The following is a 17,609-nucleotide window of genomic DNA, read 5'->3' on the forward strand; positions in this document are numbered from 1 at the left end:
TATCAATGATATATTTAGCGGTACCATTGCCTCGATGTTATATATTTTCGTTCGCTACCCGGTTCAAATCACCAAATTTGCACAACTCATCACAAAGTTCCTCAATCTTTGAGCGTAGATCTTCCAGGGAATAACCGAACATGCCTGCCAGATAGATAGCTCCACCTGCACCCACACCTTCTTTGACAAAACCAGCTTCATATTGCTGCAAACCCTTGAATGAAGATTTACCGAATTCAGGATCAACACCTTCAAAAGTAGCACCAATCTCACTTGCAAGTTCTGTAAAATTAGCAGACTCGTCTTGCACAACGTAGGTGGTAGTAACAATTTTGATGTTATCTGTAGAGTAGCCCAGGTGTTTGATAACAGCAAATATAGAAGCCATCTGAGTGCCACCTGCAAGAATAACAGGAGTATCCCCAAGACCTGCGGCAATTCCTGCAACAGCAACCATCATTGGATCACCAACGGATGCCACTGCCTTGAGAGGATCCCCACTCAAAGAACCAAAATTAATAGAAGAAGATTTTAAAGCATCATCCACAACCTGTTTTTTGAGACTCAACGGGTTTGAACTGGAACTACTACTAACAGTACCATCATAACCCAATGACTGAAGTACTGCATTGGCAGTTGTAGTTCCTGCAGGAATACTCTCCCCGATCACAATGAGATCATGGTCCTTTGCAAGTTTCTCACCAAGCTTAAAGGCATTTTTGAATGCATCCCCAATATTGTGCACAGCAGTAGATTTTCTGATATCATCACCAGGCAACCCGCCAATGTCAATAAGCGGCACCTGTTTTGCCGGAAGAACCTTTAAGCCTGCATTCACAAAGATATGTGGAATACCCGTAATCGATAGCGCTGCACGAGTAATAAGTGCAGGCGTAGGTGTATCATACGGAGGCGTCATTGGCAGGATCGGAATATCTACGATAGTTCCTGTTTCAAGGACTTCCGCATCACCTGCCGGCGTGTAATCTGTTAGTTTTGCAGTCTTGCCTGCGGCAGAGAGACCTTCGATATAAGCGGTTTCTGTGTTTCCAAGAACACATACAAACAACGGTTTTTCAGGTAACCTGACTTTTTCTGGTGCTAATGTATCCATACCAATCGCCTAGATGTATTTTACAGGGAGTATATGTCAGTTTCCAGACAAACTTCAGTACGTCCTGGCAACATACACCTGAGTATCCGCATCTGCACCACATATAGGACATTTGCCGGAGCAACCTTCTGTTTGCTCAGTAGGTATGCCAAGTATACCCGCACCGATCTCTTCCTCAAGCTTAAGGCCACATTCCTTATTACCACACCAGAATACCTTTGCAATTCCCTCAGCCAGTTTCTCCTTAATTACAGCAATATCCTCACACTCAAAAATACGTTCCTGCAAACTTGCGTTTGCCTTTTCATATAAATTCTCATGAATTTCGTCAAGCAGGGACAGAACTTCATCTGTGATATTGTCGAGAGATACCTGCAGCTTCTCGCCAGTATCACGACGTGCAAGCATTGCAGCATTATTTTTAAGGTCCCTTGGACCAAGTTCCAGCCTTACAGGAACTCCGCGCATTTCCCACTTATAGTATTTAGCACCAGGACGACTGTCACTTGCATCCATCTTTACACGAATACCTGCTGCTTCAAGAGCACTCATTACTTCCTCACACGCTTCAGGAACACCTTCGGGCTTCTTGAAAACGATAGGAATTATCACAACCTGTACCGGAGCAACCGCAGGAGGAAGCACCAGACCCTTATCATCCCCGTGTATGGATATCATGGAAGCTATGGAACGTTCTGAAACACCATAACAGGTCTGATAAGCATAGACCTGCTCACCTTCTGCATCCTCATAGGTTATGTCAAATGTCTTTGCAAAATTGTCACCAAGATGGTGAGCCGTGCCTACCTGTAAGGTCTTGCCGTCGGGCATCAGGGCATCAGTAGCTATCGTGTAGTCCGCACCAGGGAATTTATCCCAGTCCGGTCTTTTGGATGCAAGAACAGGAACTGCGAGTTGGCGGTAGAACTCAGTATAAAGCCTAATGGCTTCATCCACCTGAGCAGCTGCATCATCCCATGTTGCATGAACTGTATGTGCTTCCTTGAAGGAAGTGATCTCACGCAGTCTGATAAGAGGACGCGTGTGCTTAGTCTCATACCTGAATGTATTAACTATCTGGTATAGTTTAAGAGGCAGGTCTGCATGTGACCTTACCCACAGCTTGTACATAGGATAAATAGCAGTCTCACTCGTAGGACGAAGTGCCAGTTTAACATCCAGCGGAGAGGTACCTCCGTGTGTTACCCAATAAACCTCTTCTTCAAAACCTTTTATGTGTTCAGCCTCTTTCATGAACTCATTTTCAGGAATTAGAAGGGGGAACAATGCCTCCTGATGGTCCCTATCAAGCAACTTACGAATGATATCGTAAACATTTCTCCTGATGTTGAAACCAAAAGGGAACCACACATATAATCCTTTGACAGGATAACGTACGTCCATAATCTCACCTTTCAGTAAAAGGTCATTATACCATTCACTGAAATTCTCTTTTGAAGGAAGCGCAGCCTCTTTTTCTTGCTCTGCCATGTGTTCACCTGTTTATATCTGATTTTGGCTACATTAACAAGTACATTGCTTATAGGCATTTCCTTTCTGAACCAAAATAAACATAAAAGTATAACACAGGATCAAATAAGTAACAGCGAATTCGACACAACGATATGTCAAAGTAAAAAATGATCAGGAATGAAATATCATTCCTTTAACTGATGCTCAGAGTCGGAGGCATCAAGTTCCATCTCTGAAGAATCCATATCAAAGACTATCATCCCAGTCTTAAGTTGTTCAGAATCTTCTGGAGAAAGTGCATAGGATTTAGCCTTGTCAGAAATAATAGCACTATTGCCGAAAGGATCCTCGATTATAACAGTAAGAAATCCTTTGCCCTCAATTACCTCTTCAAGTGTTTTTTGAATCTCAAGTCCACGGGAATGTTTCTCTTCATCATCCACAGACCATTTGGTAGCAGTGACGACCACATTGTAGATCCGGTCAAGAACCCCTTCAATGTTTGTGATAAAAGAATCTGAAATTGAACCGGGTTCCACGTCAATCCCAAGTTCAGGTATACGAATGGTACCAGAAGTGGAACGTACTACCCTGCTATTGAGATCCTCAAGACCCTCTACCTTCAACACATACCTCATTGGCTCTTTCTGTGAAAGAATTAAGGTATCAGCAAATCTGAAACTGCATTTACATAATGCAGTAATGTGCATCACCTCACCAAAATAAGGTATATCGTCGCTCTGCCACTTGATTATCAAATCTTCATGGCAAAGAGGACATGACGTTCTCGTTTCAAAACTCTGACAGGATTCTCCACCGTTCAATATCTTCCACCAGTTAACTTTGACCTGTCGATCTTGATACCCATCGGTGTTACCAGGACCTGGTCTTCCTTGATGCCGGCAATGTCACCATGAACATCCATTACGACCTCTTTGAGATCCTTCAAAGCACGGTCAAGCAATAACTTGTCCACTTTGATGTTGGATATATCTATCATTACAATATTACCGTCATAGATTTCTTTTTTGAGTGAGGTCAGCTCATTGAGGTTTGTGAGCTCTGCAACCCGTATATAGGTCTCTGCAGGTTCATCATCCATTACCTCTTCATACTTAGTGAGGTCAAGTTCTGTATATTCATCCTCAGTGGTTGAGCTTTTGCTGCTGCTACCAAATAATTTGTTCACGATATTTGCCATAATTCGCCCTCATGTATTCAAAAACATTGTTATATAATAATATCACTACTACTTAAAATGTTACCGGACTGTTAATATAAACTGTTGCTGCTATTTATATTAAAACTCATCCTATTTTAATTATTTCTTTCAGATGTCCAGATTCCAGAGCTTATCACCCACGTAATGTATGGACCTTACGGCTTTACCCTTATTTCCAACCATATCAGCACCTGGCATCAAAGCTGTGCCAATGGCAAGAGGTTTGCCATGAGCCTCTTCAATTATGATAACAGGATCATTTTCACCTATATCAGAGTCAGCATCAACAATTCCCGGGCACATGATGTCAGCGCCGTTTACAACAAAACGAACGGCACCGGAATCAACTTTTACCACGTTTTTGGTCAGACCAAGATTCAGGACTCCTTTTACAGTAGGGAAGTAAAAGCCATTTATCTGGAACAACAGCGGCTCCCCGTCAACAAGTACAAGCGACAGATCCTCTATGTTTGCCGTTTCAAACTTGCTCTTTTCAAGCTTCTTTACCGCTTCACCAAAGATAGAAGTGATATCGCTCAGAAGTTGATTCTTTGCTGATTTTCTTAGCTGTACCCTGGATTTTATTTTCAACTAATCACCTGTCAAGCAGATAAATATTATTTGATTATTAATAGTACTATCCTGATAGTATTACCCTGCATTATTTCCAAGGTAGTTACATTGGTAAAATAAGTAATGGATGCTTTTAAAGTTTATGCGGGCAGAGCCCACATACTGCACCCATAAGAACCTTATCTCACAATGACTACAGGAACCCCGCTGATATCAAGAACATCAACTGCCCTTCCTGCTGAGACAACTTCTTTCTCTATCTCAACACATCCGGGTTCAAGTTCAAGAATATCGCCGTTAACTTTTACAGTTATCTTTCCTTTTGCGATCTCATCAGCAATCTTCCGGGGATTCTCTTCAATTAGTGCATTGATTATATCCTTTGCCTGTCCCCTGAATTTAGGACCGATTACACCCATATTAGGTTTGACGTTCACAGGAACATGCTCAAAATCAGGATCTCCCGCAATGACCTCTACCGGAGAATTCGTAGCGCCCAGAACATCAGTGATGTCTGCAAGACTTCCATATATCTCTATTTTAGCAAGAGGAGCATTGAGTGCCATACCGTGCTCGGATTTGTATCTCCTTACACTGCTTGCAACATCCTTTATGAATTCACCGGACTGCTCAATTTCAGCATCTATCATGGACTCGCAGGCTTTAGGCCAGGCCATAACATGCACACTGCCATCGCCTATGCGAGAGAACATTTCCTCTGCAAAGAACGGAGCAAATGGCGCAAGCAAACGGGAAAGAGCATCAACTGCAGTATATAATGTGTATCTTGCAGCCTGCTTTCCAGATTCATCTTCACCATAAAGACGTGCTTTTACAAGCTCGATGTAATTGTCTGCAAGGACATCCCATGTAAAACCTCTGACAGCTTTGAATGCCTCATCAAACTGATAGGTCTCCATGGACTTTGTAACTGACATAATAAGTCTGTTGAGATTGCTCAGAAGCCATTTGTCAACTATCTTCAACTCTGAAACATCAATATCGCAGTGCTCATAATCTTCAAGGTGAGACATGCTGAACCTGTAGATACTCCACATCTTTGTGAAGAACCTTGATGCTGAAACAACATCTTTCCAGCGAAACATCACATCAGATCCTGGTGATCCACCAATTGCAGCCCATTGCCTGAATGAATCAGCACTGTAATCCTTGATCACTTCTTCGGGAGCTATGACATTACCAAGTGATTTACTCATCTTGTGACCGTCTTCACCAAGCACCATACCGTTAACCAGGATAGCATCCCACGGTTTTTTGCCTGTGATAGCCATGGAACGTAATATGGAATAGAATGCCCATGTTCTGATAATATCATGACCCTGTGGGCGAAGTTGTGCAGGCAGTCTCATTTCGTGGTCCGTGAGCCAGCCTGAAACATGAAGTGCTGTGATAGATGAATCCATCCATGTATCCAGAACATCCTCTTCAGCCTCAAACTCAGTGCTACCACATTTACAGGCTTCAGATGGTTGCTGCTGTGTAGGATCAATAGGCATCCATTCTTCCTTTGCAACCATTACCTCATTACAATGCTTGCAGTACCATACAGGTATTGGTGTTGCGAAAAGCCTCTGACGGGATATACACCAGTCCCACTCCATTGTGTTTGTCCAGTTATCAAGCCTGACCTTCATATATTCAGGCAGCCACTCAATCTCATTTGATGCCTTTGACACCTCATCAGTATCTATCTTAATGAACCACTGGCGTTCGGAAAGAATCTCAATAGGAGTGCTGCATCTCCAGCACATTCCGACATTCTGTTCAAGTGGTTTCTGCTCAAAGAGATAACCTTCTTTTTCAAGGTCTTCAATGATAGCTTTCTTACATTCAGGAATCGACATACCCTTGTACTTGCCGGCAATCTCAGTCATAAGACCACTCTTGTCAATGGCCTTGCGCAGTGGCAGACTGTGCTCCAGCCACCATCTGACATCCTGCTTATCACCAAAAGTACAGATCATAACTGCACCGGTACCAAATTCAGGATCTACATCCTTGTCACCAATGACCTTGACCTCATGACCGAAAAGAGGTACTTTGACAGTTGAATCGAGATATCCCTTATAGCGTTCGTCTTCAGGATTGATGGCAACCGCGACGCAGGCTGCGAGTAATTCCGGTCTGCTGGTTGCGATCTCAAGATTATCAAAATGCAGGTAATTGAGTTTCGTTTCCCTTGAATCGTACTCTACTTCTGCAAAAGCAATTGCCGTTTCACATCTTGGACACCAGTTTACAGGGTGTTCCGACTGGTAGAGACGGTCCATATCATACATCTTTCTGAAAGACATCTGGGTCTTGGAATAGTATTCAGGCTCCATTGTCACAAATTCATTGCTCCAGTCAGTTGAGAAACCGAGGTTTAGCATTGTGTTCCTCATTTTTTCGATGTTCCCAACTGTTAGTTCACGACACATGTTCCTGAACTCTTCTCTTGGAACCTCGTTCTTTGTGATACCATGGATCTCTTCGACTTTCACTTCAGTAGGAAGACCGTGGCAGTCCCATCCCTGAGGGAACATTACATTATATCCACACATTCGTTTGTATCTTGCAACAAAATCGATGTAACACCAGTTAAGGGAATTACCGATATGGAAATTTCCCGTCGGATATGGTGGTGGCGTGTCAATTATGAACTGGGGCCTGCTTTCATCTTTCCAGTCAAAATGATACATGGACATATTCCATGAATCACGCCATTTAGGCTCTATAATGTGTGGGTCATATTCTTTTGGGACGGTCATTGTGACTCTCCGATAAGTATAATCAATTAATGTATTGATTGTGTTTTTTATCCTAAGTGGTGTTAGATTATTTAAATTATCTGGTTAGAAACGAAGATGCTCAAACGTTTAGAAAGGATAAGAAACATAAAATAAAAAACGTAAATAACGCATGTTTTCAAAAGAGGTTTGTCCCTGCACAACAAAGATATCTTGCAGAAAATCCCGACTGGACAAAAGGTCATCAATGTACGATTGAAAGCAAACATTTCCTTGACAAGTGGGTGATGATACCGTCTGGAACATATGCCCTATTCTTTGACCAGCTGCATGCAGAGGACAAGCCACATCATGTGAAGAGAATTTAGTATATCAACTTTACTATTTTGTTCTCTGTTAAATAGAATAACCAGAACACAGTACCTTCGCATTTTGAATAAAAATATCAGGAAACCGAAAACACTTTATAGAAATCTATACCATTTTAGAAAGGGGAAGCGGAGGCGAATAAATGTCAGATAAGGTGGTCTTATGTCCAGAAAGATAGCTCTTTTTGTATTTAACGGAGAGGAAATATGTTTCATCCATGCTTTGATGAATACACTTGATATGAAAGAGAAAGGCTATGATGTCAAAATGATAATAGAAGGTCCTGCAACACGCCTCATTAAAGAGGCAGAAGATGAAAAAAGACCTTTTATAAACCTTTATGTAAAAGCAAAGGAAGCAGGATTGATAGACTGTGTATGCAGAGCTTGTGCAGCAAAAATGGAGAGCCTTGAAAGTGTAAAGCAACAGAATCTCACATTATGCGATGAAATGTTTGGACATCCGAGCATGGCACGATATATGGATGAAGGCTACGAGATAGTAGTATTCTGATTATCAAATAACAAAGAATGGAGAGAAGAAATGATAAGCGAAAAGATGACAGAAGCCCTTAACGGGCAGATCAATAAGGAAATGTACTCTGCATTTCTTTACATGGACATGTCAGCACACTGTACCTACGTAGGACTTAATGGTTTTGCCAACTGGTTCATGGTCCAGTATCATGAAGAGATGAGTCATGCCATGAAGATATATGGCTACGTTAATGATCAGGGTGAAAAAATAGTTCTTGATGCTATCGAAAAACCACCTGGCACCTTTGGAACTCCATTAGAGATGTTTGAGGCAACATTGAAGCATGAACAATTCATTACGAAGTCAATACATGGACTTGTAGACCTTGCAAATAAGGAAAAGGATTATGCAACCCAGATATTCCTCCAGTGGTTCGTCACTGAACAGATAGAGGAAGAAGCAAATGACAATGAAATGATAGCAAAGCTCAAGCTCGTAGGCAAGGATGGAAATGGCCTTTTCATGATCGACAAGGAACTTGAAGCAAGAACGTTCAATTCACCTGCTAAAGGAGAATGAGCAATAATTACATAATATACAAAAGGTGAAAATATGGAATTCGGGGAAATACTGAAAGGAAAGGAAGTTGAAGGTAAAGAGAAACATGTTCCTGAAATAGAGATGATCAGAGGACATGGACAGACAAAAGCTGACTTTGTACGCGTGGTCGTAGGAAAGGAAATTCCACACCCAAACACAGTGGAACATCACATCGAATGGGTTGAACTCTACGGCATTACAAAAGAAGGAAAAACAATTAACTTCGGAAAAATGACCTTTGAACCAGTCCACACCGACCCGGTTGCAACCTTCCACGTGAACAACATCGATAATTTCAAGGCATTCTGTGCTCTTGAATACTGTAATGTTCACGGAGTCTGGCAAAACTGCGTAGAAGTCTGAACACATCAATAAAAAATATGTAATTTGTGGCATCCGTTGCCACATCTTTTTTATACCTGCTCATCCCCACCCTTACGTGGAAGTTTCTTTCAAAGATATGAAGGTTAAGAGGTGACAGTATGCTTGTAAAGCTTATATTTAAATTTGCATTCCTTGCCATTATTATGCTAATCATGGCTTATATATTAGCGGATTACCTGATTCCGAATATGCATAATTAAAAAAAAGAACGATCAGAGGGAATCGTCGTAACCGATCTCTTCATTGCTCAGGTAACATGCAGGATCATCTGCCCAAATATTACCATAAACAGACTCGGCACGTACGCGGAAATTACCATTGCATACATCAAACCACTTGCATGAGGCACACCTGTCAGCATTCTCCTTGATCAAAGGTTTACGATCCTTGAGCCCTGCCATAAGCTTGTCATTGGTATCCCCCCATATTTCACTGAACTTACGGTCCCTGACATTTCCAAAGGAGTAATGCCTCCAGAACTGATCAGGGTGAACTGAACCATCCCATGAAACACAGCCAAAACCAATTCCTGTTGAATTACCCCGATTCATGTTCAGAAGCTCTAGAACCTCTGCGGCTCTTTCCGGATCCTCTTTCAGAAGACGCAGGTAAATGTAAGGACCATCACAGTGATTATCAACTGTCAATACTTCCACCATTTTACCTTTGCTGTGGAGATCCCTTGTCTTATCTATCAACATATCCACAGTCTTACGACTTTCCTCAAGGGAGAGGTCCTCGTTTATCATTTCCGAACCACGGCCTGAATAAACAAGATGATAGAAACATATACGAGGGATATTCTCCCGCTCCATCAGGTCAAATATTGCCGGAATATCATGAACATTATGACGATTGATGGTAAACCGCAAGCCTACTTTTATACCTTGTTTCTGACAGTTATGAAGACCCTGCATTGCCTTGTCAAAAGAACCTTCAATCCCACGGAAACTGTCATTGGTTTCACGCATCCCATCAAGAGATATGCCGACATAAGAAAGCCCTATTTCCTTGAGGGTCCGGGCCATATCTTCTGTGATCAGTGTTCCGTTGGTAGATACTACTGCACGTATACCCTTTGAGGTTGCATATTCTGCCAGTTCAGGAAGGTCTTTCCTCATGAGAGGTTCACCTCCTGAAAACAATATCACAGGACAGCCAAACTCAGCAAGGTCGTCGATGAGAGCTTTGCCTTCTTCGGTGCTAAGCTCATTTTTGTAATCAATATTCTTGGAATGTGCATAGCAATGAACGCAGCGAAGATTGCATCGCTGAGTAACATTCCATACTACAACTGGCTTCTTATCCTTTGAGAATTGAAGCAAATGAGACGGGAGTTTTTTAGAGTCGCGCCCATAGCGAAGCGCATCCGAGGGTTCGACGGTTCTGCAATAAAGTTTTGAAATACCTATCATGATCAGGACTCCGAAATAGAAGAATAAAAGAAGATCGTTCTAATATGTGCGAACTCTATAACATCATCCTATATTACACCTATGGTGACTGAAACAAAAAACAGGAATGTTCAGGAAATACTTAATTAAGCAGTTCCAGAACTTTCTTAAGAATATCTTCAAATGTGAATTTACCGGGAGTAACTGAAACCTTCACCCCATAACTTTCAATTGTTTGTGCTGTGGGTATACCTATAGCTGCAACAATGGAATTATTCATAATACTGATAACTTCTTCTTTTGTAGCCCGGCTTACAGCATCCTCAAAGAAATTGCGCACCATCATAGAACTTGTGAATGCAAACACGTCAATATCGCCATCAAGAACCCTGCGAATAAAATCATCCTGCTCAGTACCCTGTGGTTTGGTGAGCGTGTATACTTTAGTCTCATGCACTTCAGCACTGCATTCTTTCAGACCTTCGATGAGAAGGGAAGAACCATAGAAACTTCTTGCTGTATCAATAACTTTCCCTTTTATATCAGGACAGAGGAATTCCACAAGCCCTTCTGAACTGTAAACACCAGGCATTCCAATTACATTTATACCCAGATCCTCCAGTGATTTACGGGTCGTTGGGCCAATGGCTATGACCTTGGTAGCATTTAGTGCCTCAATGAACTTATCCTGGCCATCCGATGGAATTTTCCCGAGAGTAAAATCAATACCATTGGCACTGGTAATGATAACATAATCAGAAATACCAGAAAGAACTCTTTCAACAAAACCATCGAAGTATTCATCCTTCATATCGGCCAGTTCTATCATAGGAACTGCCAATGGTTCAAAACCCATGGAATCTGCAAGCTTAGTAGACTCTTCCAGATAACGCTGCGGCCTCATTATTGCCAATACCGGCCTTTTGAGTTGTTCTGCCATAGGAAATACCTTCTATTCTAAGCTGCCTGAAGTCTGTTCACCAAGTATATCGTGAAGTGTAACAACGCTTCCCACTACCGTGATAGCAGGTGCTTTTACACCTCTCTCTTTTGCAATCTCAGCAATATTATCAAGGACACCTGTGGTCACGCGCTGATCAGGTCTTGTACCTCTTTCTATAAGAGCAACAGGAGTCTTTGGATCCTTGCCGTATTTCATAAGTTCCCCGACATTTCTGCCAAGCATTTTCACACCCATGAAAATTACAATTGTTCCATCGAATTTTGCAAGTGTTTCCCAATCAAGAGCACTTTCCTCTTTGGTAGGATCCTCATGCCCTGTAATGAAAGTGACCATAGAAGCATGGTCCCTGTGAGTTACAGGTATGCCTGCATAAGCAGGAGCAGAAACAGCTGATGTTATGCCAGGTACAACCTCAAATCCAATACCCTCAGCAATAAGTTCCTGAGCTTCCTCCCCTCCACGACCGAACATGTAGGGGTCACCACCCTTCAGACGAACTACATCCTTTCCTTCCTTTGCTTTGCGGACAATAAGAGCATTAATCTCATCTTGAGTGAGCGTATGCTCCCCTGCATGTTTACCTGCATCTATCTTTTCAGCATTGGCAGATATAGAATCGATTATAGCTTTGCCAGGAAGCTGGTCATATACAACAACTTCAGCAGTATCAAGAAGCCTGCGTGCTTTGAGCGTTAATAGTTCCGGATCACCCGGGCCTGAACCAACCAAATAGACTTTACCATATTTCTGGGCCATGTTAATGAAATCCTGTATATCTTTTTTAGATGGTAATGAACTTACCAAGTTATAAATATGCATCGTCTCGAAGACATATGAAAACAAGGCAACTTTATAATTCGAAGAAAAATATGAAATGCATAATATTAATAACACAGTTAACACACTAAAACGGATCAAAAAGAATCTTAAAACAAAAAGTAAACCTTAACTAAATACAAATAAAGTGCGTATCATTCGATACCGCACTTTATCCTAAATTTTGAAATGTTATTTTTTGCTCAATATGTAGAACAGCATTTCCCTGTTCAATTTCCCTTCGCGTTCCAATTTATTCACTATGTTTTCATCAGACATGCCTTCTGATTTAAGCTCTTTGATCTTATCAAGTAATGCAGGAGCGATACTATAGTATTCGTTGATATCTTTCCTGTGACCCCATACATCACCCTCAACGAGCTTGATGTCCTGCATTGTCATGAACATCTCAATGGACTTTGAAACTGTGCGCCTGTAAGAACTAGGAATCTGGATGACTTCCACTTTTGGACATGTCTGGACCAGTAAAAAAATATCCTTGTTCGATGGTCTGAAAGCAAGATGAATTACCTTTTCAGCCGGATTTAACTGCGGTATTTCTTCTCGCGAACTTACAACTCTTATTTTCATGAGACTCCCTCACCTCCCGTTAGTAGAGAACTTATTAAAATAATGTATGTACTCACCTATTAAATAATTACCGATTTATCGTAGAAAAAAATAGAAGGGTATATTATTCAAATCTAGCCCGAACAGAATCTGCATGCGCCTTCAGACCCTCTTTTTCGGCAATCGAAATAACAGAATCTTTTAAAGTTTCAAGTCCCTGCTTACTTATTTTCTGTATGCTTGAAGATTTCATAAAATGAGCAAGGTTCAGGCCAGAATAGATCCTTGCATAACCTGCCGTAGGTAATACATGGTTGGTACCGGATGCATAGTCACCCACAGGAACCGGAGAATAGTTTCCTACAAATATGGAACCTGCATGCTCTATACTCTCAAGAACAGCATCTGAATCTTCAACCATTATTTCAAGGTGCTCTGGGGCAAACTCATTGGAAAATGCGATACATTCATCCATGGAATCAGCTACCAATACTGCGGCGTTTTCAAGGGAAGTGTTAACTATCTCGGTCCTGAGAGTTTCCTTTGCCTGTTTAATGACTTCACATCTTACATCTTCTGCAAGCTTTTCAGAAGTCGTTACAATAACAGACACAGAATTAGGATCATGCTCCGCCTGAGCGATCATATCTGACGCTGCCATCCTGGCATTACAGGAATCATCAGCGATGATGAGAACTTCACTTGGACCAGCAGGGAAATCGATCTCTGCCATATCCCTTACCTGCATCTTTGCCGCAGTTACAAAAACATTACCAGGACCTACTATCTTGTCAACTTTCAGCACACTTTCCGTACCGTATGCCATACCGGCAACTGCCTGCACACCGCCTATCCTATAAACATGGTCTGCACCAGCTATCTTTGCTGCCGCAAGTGTAAGAGGAGTTATCTTTCCGTCCTTGCCCGGAGGAGTGCACATTATAATATTTTTGACACCTGCAACCTTTGCGGGAACTATTGTCATAAGGGCGGTAGAAGGATATGAGGCTCTTCCACCTGGAACATAGGCACCTACGCTTTCAAGAGGTGTGACCTTCTGTCCAAGTTCAATACCTGGTGAAAGCTCAATGAACCATACTTTTTGCGGCATCTGTGCTTCATGGAACTTCCTTATATTACCGGCAGCGAATTCAAGATGCTTCAGAAGAGCAGGATCTACACTTTTTGCAGCCTCATCGATCTCTTCCTTTGAAACTTCGATAGCTTCAATATCAGCACCATCAAATTTCTGAGTATACTCACGCAGGGCTGCGTCACCATTCTGCCTTACATCTTTAAGGATAGAAGCAACCGTAGCGCCAACATCTGCAAGTTCTCCACCACGACCAATTATTTTTCCTTTTTCTTCATCGGTAAGTTCGGATAGTTTCTTGTAAAGCATGATATTTCCCCGGAATGGATATGTAAAATTGCTAGTTATAAATATAGTAAATGATTATGATTATTTCCTGATGCATATACCTGTTCATCATATATAATGCTTAAAACATAACACTCCAAACAGAATTAAAACTTATTTTTCAAAATCGCTGAAAGTCCTCTGCTCATTTTCCATTAATGAACCCATGGTCTTTGAGCTTATAGTCCCTAATTCTGCGGAACTGAGTGTCAGGTGAATGCCTATCTCGCTAAATAGCTTTGCTGCTGTCTTTTGACCAATGAGACCAGAGACCGTATTCAGATTAGAGTTTCGTATGTCAGCTATACTCTTAAGACCATTGTCATAGAGCTTGCGGGCACGTACACGTCCAATACCCCGTATACTGACAAGTTGGATAAGCTCAGGCGAAGCACCGTAATGTATTCTCTTTTCCAGCATCACAGCTCTGCCGGCAGCATCATTGTCCAGTTCAGAAGCAATGAGACCTGCAAGCCTTGAAGCGGAATGCATCAACCACTTGGCAATATCTGCAAATGCATGTACATCACCTTCACCAACATTGAATTTCTTGGTAATCTGATCAAGTGATTTCTCACCTATCCAGTCAAGTATCAAAAGAGCAGTTTTTACTTCACCAAGGAACCAATCATAATCTATTTCCTTTGAACGGGGAGGAATCTCTGCGAATTCTTCACTATGAGCCATGACAAAATCATTGATTATCTCATAATCATTGGACCTCATGTAGAGTTGACGCATATCAGGTGTCTTGCAGATAAGATGCAAGAGAGTCAGGTCTGTGATATGCTCTGCTTTCTTCAATCCGTCAACGATATAAGCACCTGAAAGTGGGTCGATGTAAAGAGTAGATACAAGTCTTCCAAGGACCGTGGGCAATAAAGTGTCATCACCTTCAAGCATCCTTTTGTCCCTCAGGAAGTCGAGACATTCGTCAACCACTTCCACAATGCCCCATGTATCATTCTGGTGGGCAAAGAACGTAGCTTCAATGAACTCCATAAGTCCGTCCCTTGTAGTTGCAAAACCGTTCACGATGGTTGAAAGGATATGAGTCCTCAAGGCATTCTCTGTTCCAAGCTTGGACCAGATGTCCTCGGCACCTGCATCGATATAGTTGTCAAAAAGCCCTGCCATTTCGTCATATGACCTTGCGATAAGGACGGACTCACCATAAGGATCAAGGTGTGGTCTGCCTGCTCTGCCTGCCATCTGTTTGTAGTCCAGAACCGGTATTGGCTGCATGCCATAGTTAGGATCATAGCGTCTGTAACTTTTGACAATTACCCTTCTTGCCGGAAGGTTCAGGCCTGCTGCAAGGGTAGGAGTGCTGCATATCATCTTGATTTTGTTGGCCTTGAAACCATCTTCCACAATTTTACGATGTGCTGAGTTGAGTCCTGCATGGTGAAATGCGGATCCATTTCTTACACATTGTGCCAATACGTTTGATGCCTCCGTCTCACCACTTTCGATTATCTGTTCAACAAGTTCATCCAGTAAATTACGTGTGGGTTTATCGAGAGTCTCGGAAACCTTTGCACCTGCCCTTTTAGCAAATGAAACACAATTCTTACGGCTGCTTTCAAAGACAAGACATTGCCCCCCATCATGCAACGTGTCCAGCAGTATGTTGACAGCATCGTCCGCAGACCTGGGTTCAATACGTTTCTGTGAACTCCTGAAATTGATATTACCGCCGTAGTAAACACCTTCATGCAGGTCGGTTGGACGCCATTCACTGAGCACAAGCTTTGCCTTCAGCCAGTCTGCAACCTCGTAGGCATTTCCCACTGTTGCCGAAAGAGCAATTATCTGGCATCCAGGATTGAGTTTCATGAGTTTGGTGAGGGTAACTTCCAGAGTGGGACCTCTATTGGCCGAATCAAGCAGGTGGACTTCATCTACAACGATGGTGGTTATCTCCTGCATCCAGGAAGTTTCATTACGCAGTAGGGAATCGGTCTTTTCAGATGTTGCAACAATAATATCATTGGAACCGAGCCACTCATCCCGGGATTCAAAATCACCTGTAGATATACCAACCTTTACTCCACCGTCCTTCAACCCGATGGATGAGAATTGCCGGAAACGGTCGAATTTTTCACTTGCCAGAGCCCGCAGTGGAACAATGTATAAGGCTTTGCCTCCGTTTGCTATAGATTTTAGCATTGCAAGTTCGGCAAGTAAAGTCTTTCCAGAAGCCGTTGGAATTGCCGCAAGCAGATTATTGCCATCAAGTAATCCTTTTTCAATGGCTTCTGCCTGAGGGGGATAGAGTTCTTCTATGCCAGAATCAAGGTAGAAACGGATAACTTCACCTGGCAGGTCCAATGATTCAATTTTCATAGCATCGGAATTAAAGGATTAAATATCTTATAAAATTACCCTAACTTAAGCATAGATCAAAAAATATCAAATTGTTGTTATCTAGAAATAATAAGCTTGTTTCTCCGACATTACATGTTCTTGATTTGATCGACATAAATATTTAAAAGAAAATTCTTCCAAAATGCGCAATCTGGAATAAACACAATCATCTCCTTTGTGTTTACTGTAGCTTCCTCCCCTGAAAAACAGTTTAATCAGAGAATAACAATTTTTTCACAGGGTAATTACAATTCCAAAAAAATGAATTGAGGCACTGATGCTTTGATAATTCCTACTTTTGCTACTTGGTTTTGCCTTATGGTTGTGAAAAGTCAAAAACACTCATCGATATAGAGTGCATTTACCGGACAAAACTGTATACACTTGAAGCAACATACGCAGGAATGTTCTGTCACAATATCCTTTTTTGAAATTTCTATCCACATGGGACAAATCCTGTCACAAATGCCACATGAATTACACAGGGAAGCATCCCTTCTGACCTTCCCCCTACTAACAAGATTCAATATTCCGGCAACAGCTCCCTCCTTGCAGAAATACTTACATGCTGCCCGATCCACAAAAAATGAAAGCAGTATTGAAACTATCATTATGGCTACCAGTCCTTCAAGTACGAGAATTTCTGTGGACTCAGGAAGAAAACCAAATTCTGAAAGGATCAAAATCACAAGAACAAACACCATAAGGACATATCTGGAATATATCAACCAGGGATGGAATTCTCTGGGAATTGCAGTATTGTATCTTTTGCCAAGAATCTTCCGCCCCAACCTAGCAAAGATATCCTGGAAAAGTCCTCTTGGGCACATCCAACCACAATAAACAGGTCCAAAAAGCAAAGCCAAAGGTACACTTAAAAGTATAACGTATATTGTGGACTGGCTGCCAAAATAAACAAAGATTGCCAGCCCTGTCAATTGCAGGATTAACCTGAAAGCTTCAACTGTCTTTCGTTTGGCAGAATTGGAAAGTAAATCATTGACAATTTTCACAATACATGCTAACGTATATCTGATTGAAATATTCTTTTGTTTTCAAGATTCAGTATGTTAATGTATTGCTTTTATCAAAATGAGGAATTCTATAGAGACA

16 protein-coding genes are annotated in these 17,609 nt (G+C 41.8%); 3 read left to right on the top strand and 13 right to left on the bottom strand.

What is annotated here, in order from left to right:
- Window positions 1-37: 37 nt before the first annotated feature.
- The 6 genes from cobT to WN948_RS03850 all read right to left on the bottom strand — a co-directional run bounded on the left by cobT (window position 38) and on the right by WN948_RS03850 (window position 7,153).
- Window positions 38-1,114 carry a nicotinate mononucleotide-dependent phosphoribosyltransferase CobT gene (gene cobT / locus WN948_RS03825; protein WP_342305679.1) on the bottom strand — a complete coding sequence of 359 codons (1,077 nt, stop codon included), beginning with the start codon at window positions 1,112-1,114 and terminating at the stop codon, window positions 38-40.
- 54 nt (window positions 1,115-1,168) lie between these two features.
- The gene (gene proS / locus WN948_RS03830; protein WP_342305680.1) at window positions 1,169-2,605 is read right to left on the bottom strand and encodes a proline--tRNA ligase; all 1,437 of its coding nucleotides are present in this window, start codon (window positions 2,603-2,605) and stop codon (window positions 1,169-1,171) included.
- A 167-nt stretch (window positions 2,606-2,772) separates the two neighbouring features.
- On the bottom strand, window positions 2,773-3,411 hold the full coding sequence (locus WN948_RS03835) for a ZPR1 zinc finger domain-containing protein (protein WP_342305681.1): 639 nt from the start codon (window positions 3,409-3,411) through the stop codon (window positions 2,773-2,775).
- Window positions 3,408-3,788: a cell division protein SepF gene (gene sepF, locus WN948_RS03840; RefSeq protein ID WP_342305682.1), complete on the bottom strand. Its 381-nt coding sequence runs from the start codon at window positions 3,786-3,788 to the stop codon at window positions 3,408-3,410. Before sepF ends, WN948_RS03835 begins: the two co-directional genes overlap by 4 nt.
- Window positions 3,789-3,917: 129 nt before the next feature.
- The gene (locus WN948_RS03845; protein ID WP_342305683.1) at window positions 3,918-4,400 is read right to left on the bottom strand and encodes an RNA-binding protein; all 483 of its coding nucleotides are present in this window, start codon (window positions 4,398-4,400) and stop codon (window positions 3,918-3,920) included.
- Between the two features lie 161 nt (window positions 4,401-4,561).
- Window positions 4,562-7,153 carry a valine--tRNA ligase gene (locus tag WN948_RS03850; protein ID WP_342305684.1) on the bottom strand — a complete coding sequence of 864 codons (2,592 nt, stop codon included), beginning with the start codon at window positions 7,151-7,153 and terminating at the stop codon, window positions 4,562-4,564.
- A gap of 510 nt (window positions 7,154-7,663) precedes the next feature.
- Between WN948_RS03850 and WN948_RS03855 the strand changes: the two genes are divergently transcribed.
- Genes WN948_RS03855 through WN948_RS03865 form a run of 3 tightly spaced genes read left to right on the top strand, consistent with a single transcriptional unit; the run spans window position 7,664 to window position 8,941 of the window.
- Window positions 7,664-8,014 carry a DsrE family protein gene (locus WN948_RS03855; RefSeq protein ID WP_342305686.1) on the top strand — a complete coding sequence of 117 codons (351 nt, stop codon included), beginning with the start codon at window positions 7,664-7,666 and terminating at the stop codon, window positions 8,012-8,014.
- 30 nt (window positions 8,015-8,044) lie between these two features.
- Window positions 8,045-8,557 carry a ferritin gene (locus WN948_RS03860; protein ID WP_342305687.1) on the top strand — a complete coding sequence of 171 codons (513 nt, stop codon included), beginning with the start codon at window positions 8,045-8,047 and terminating at the stop codon, window positions 8,555-8,557.
- Window positions 8,558-8,590: 33 nt separating this feature from the next.
- Window positions 8,591-8,941, top strand: coding sequence for a desulfoferrodoxin family protein (locus WN948_RS03865; RefSeq protein WP_342305688.1), 351 nt, complete (start codon window positions 8,591-8,593; stop codon window positions 8,939-8,941).
- A gap of 233 nt (window positions 8,942-9,174) precedes the next feature.
- Here WN948_RS03865 and ahbC read toward each other — a convergent pair whose 3' ends face one another.
- From ahbC to WN948_RS03900, 7 genes are all read right to left on the bottom strand, one after another.
- Window positions 9,175-10,377, bottom strand: coding sequence for a 12,18-didecarboxysiroheme deacetylase (ahbC, locus tag WN948_RS03870; RefSeq protein ID WP_342305689.1), 1,203 nt, complete (start codon window positions 10,375-10,377; stop codon window positions 9,175-9,177).
- A 121-nt stretch (window positions 10,378-10,498) separates the two neighbouring features.
- Window positions 10,499-11,296 (bottom strand): uroporphyrinogen-III synthase, encoded by a 798-nt coding sequence (locus tag WN948_RS03875; protein WP_342305690.1) that lies wholly within the window; start codon window positions 11,294-11,296, stop codon window positions 10,499-10,501.
- Window positions 11,297-11,308: 12 nt separating this feature from the next.
- Entirely contained in the window at window positions 11,309-12,076 is a 768-nt protein-coding gene (gene cobA, locus WN948_RS03880; RefSeq protein WP_342306532.1) for a uroporphyrinogen-III C-methyltransferase, read from the bottom strand.
- A gap of 252 nt (window positions 12,077-12,328) precedes the next feature.
- Complete coding sequence (locus WN948_RS03885; protein ID WP_342305691.1) at window positions 12,329-12,727, bottom strand: DUF1699 family protein; 399 nt, start codon at window positions 12,725-12,727, stop codon at window positions 12,329-12,331.
- Window positions 12,728-12,830: 103 nt separating this feature from the next.
- On the bottom strand, window positions 12,831-14,108 hold the full coding sequence (gene hisD / locus WN948_RS03890) for a histidinol dehydrogenase (RefSeq protein WP_342305692.1): 1,278 nt from the start codon (window positions 14,106-14,108) through the stop codon (window positions 12,831-12,833).
- Between the two features lie 132 nt (window positions 14,109-14,240).
- A complete protein-coding gene (locus WN948_RS03895) occupies window positions 14,241-16,475 on the bottom strand; it encodes an ATP-dependent DNA helicase (RefSeq protein ID WP_342305693.1) in 2,235 nt (744 codons plus the stop codon).
- A gap of 353 nt (window positions 16,476-16,828) precedes the next feature.
- Complete coding sequence (locus WN948_RS03900) at window positions 16,829-17,509, bottom strand: 4Fe-4S binding protein (RefSeq protein ID WP_342305694.1); 681 nt, start codon at window positions 17,507-17,509, stop codon at window positions 16,829-16,831.
- Window positions 17,510-17,609: the final 100 nt, after the last annotated feature.

This window comes from Methanolobus sp. ZRKC5 (assembly GCF_038446525.1).
Taxonomy (GTDB): domain Archaea; phylum Halobacteriota; class Methanosarcinia; order Methanosarcinales; family Methanosarcinaceae; genus Methanolobus.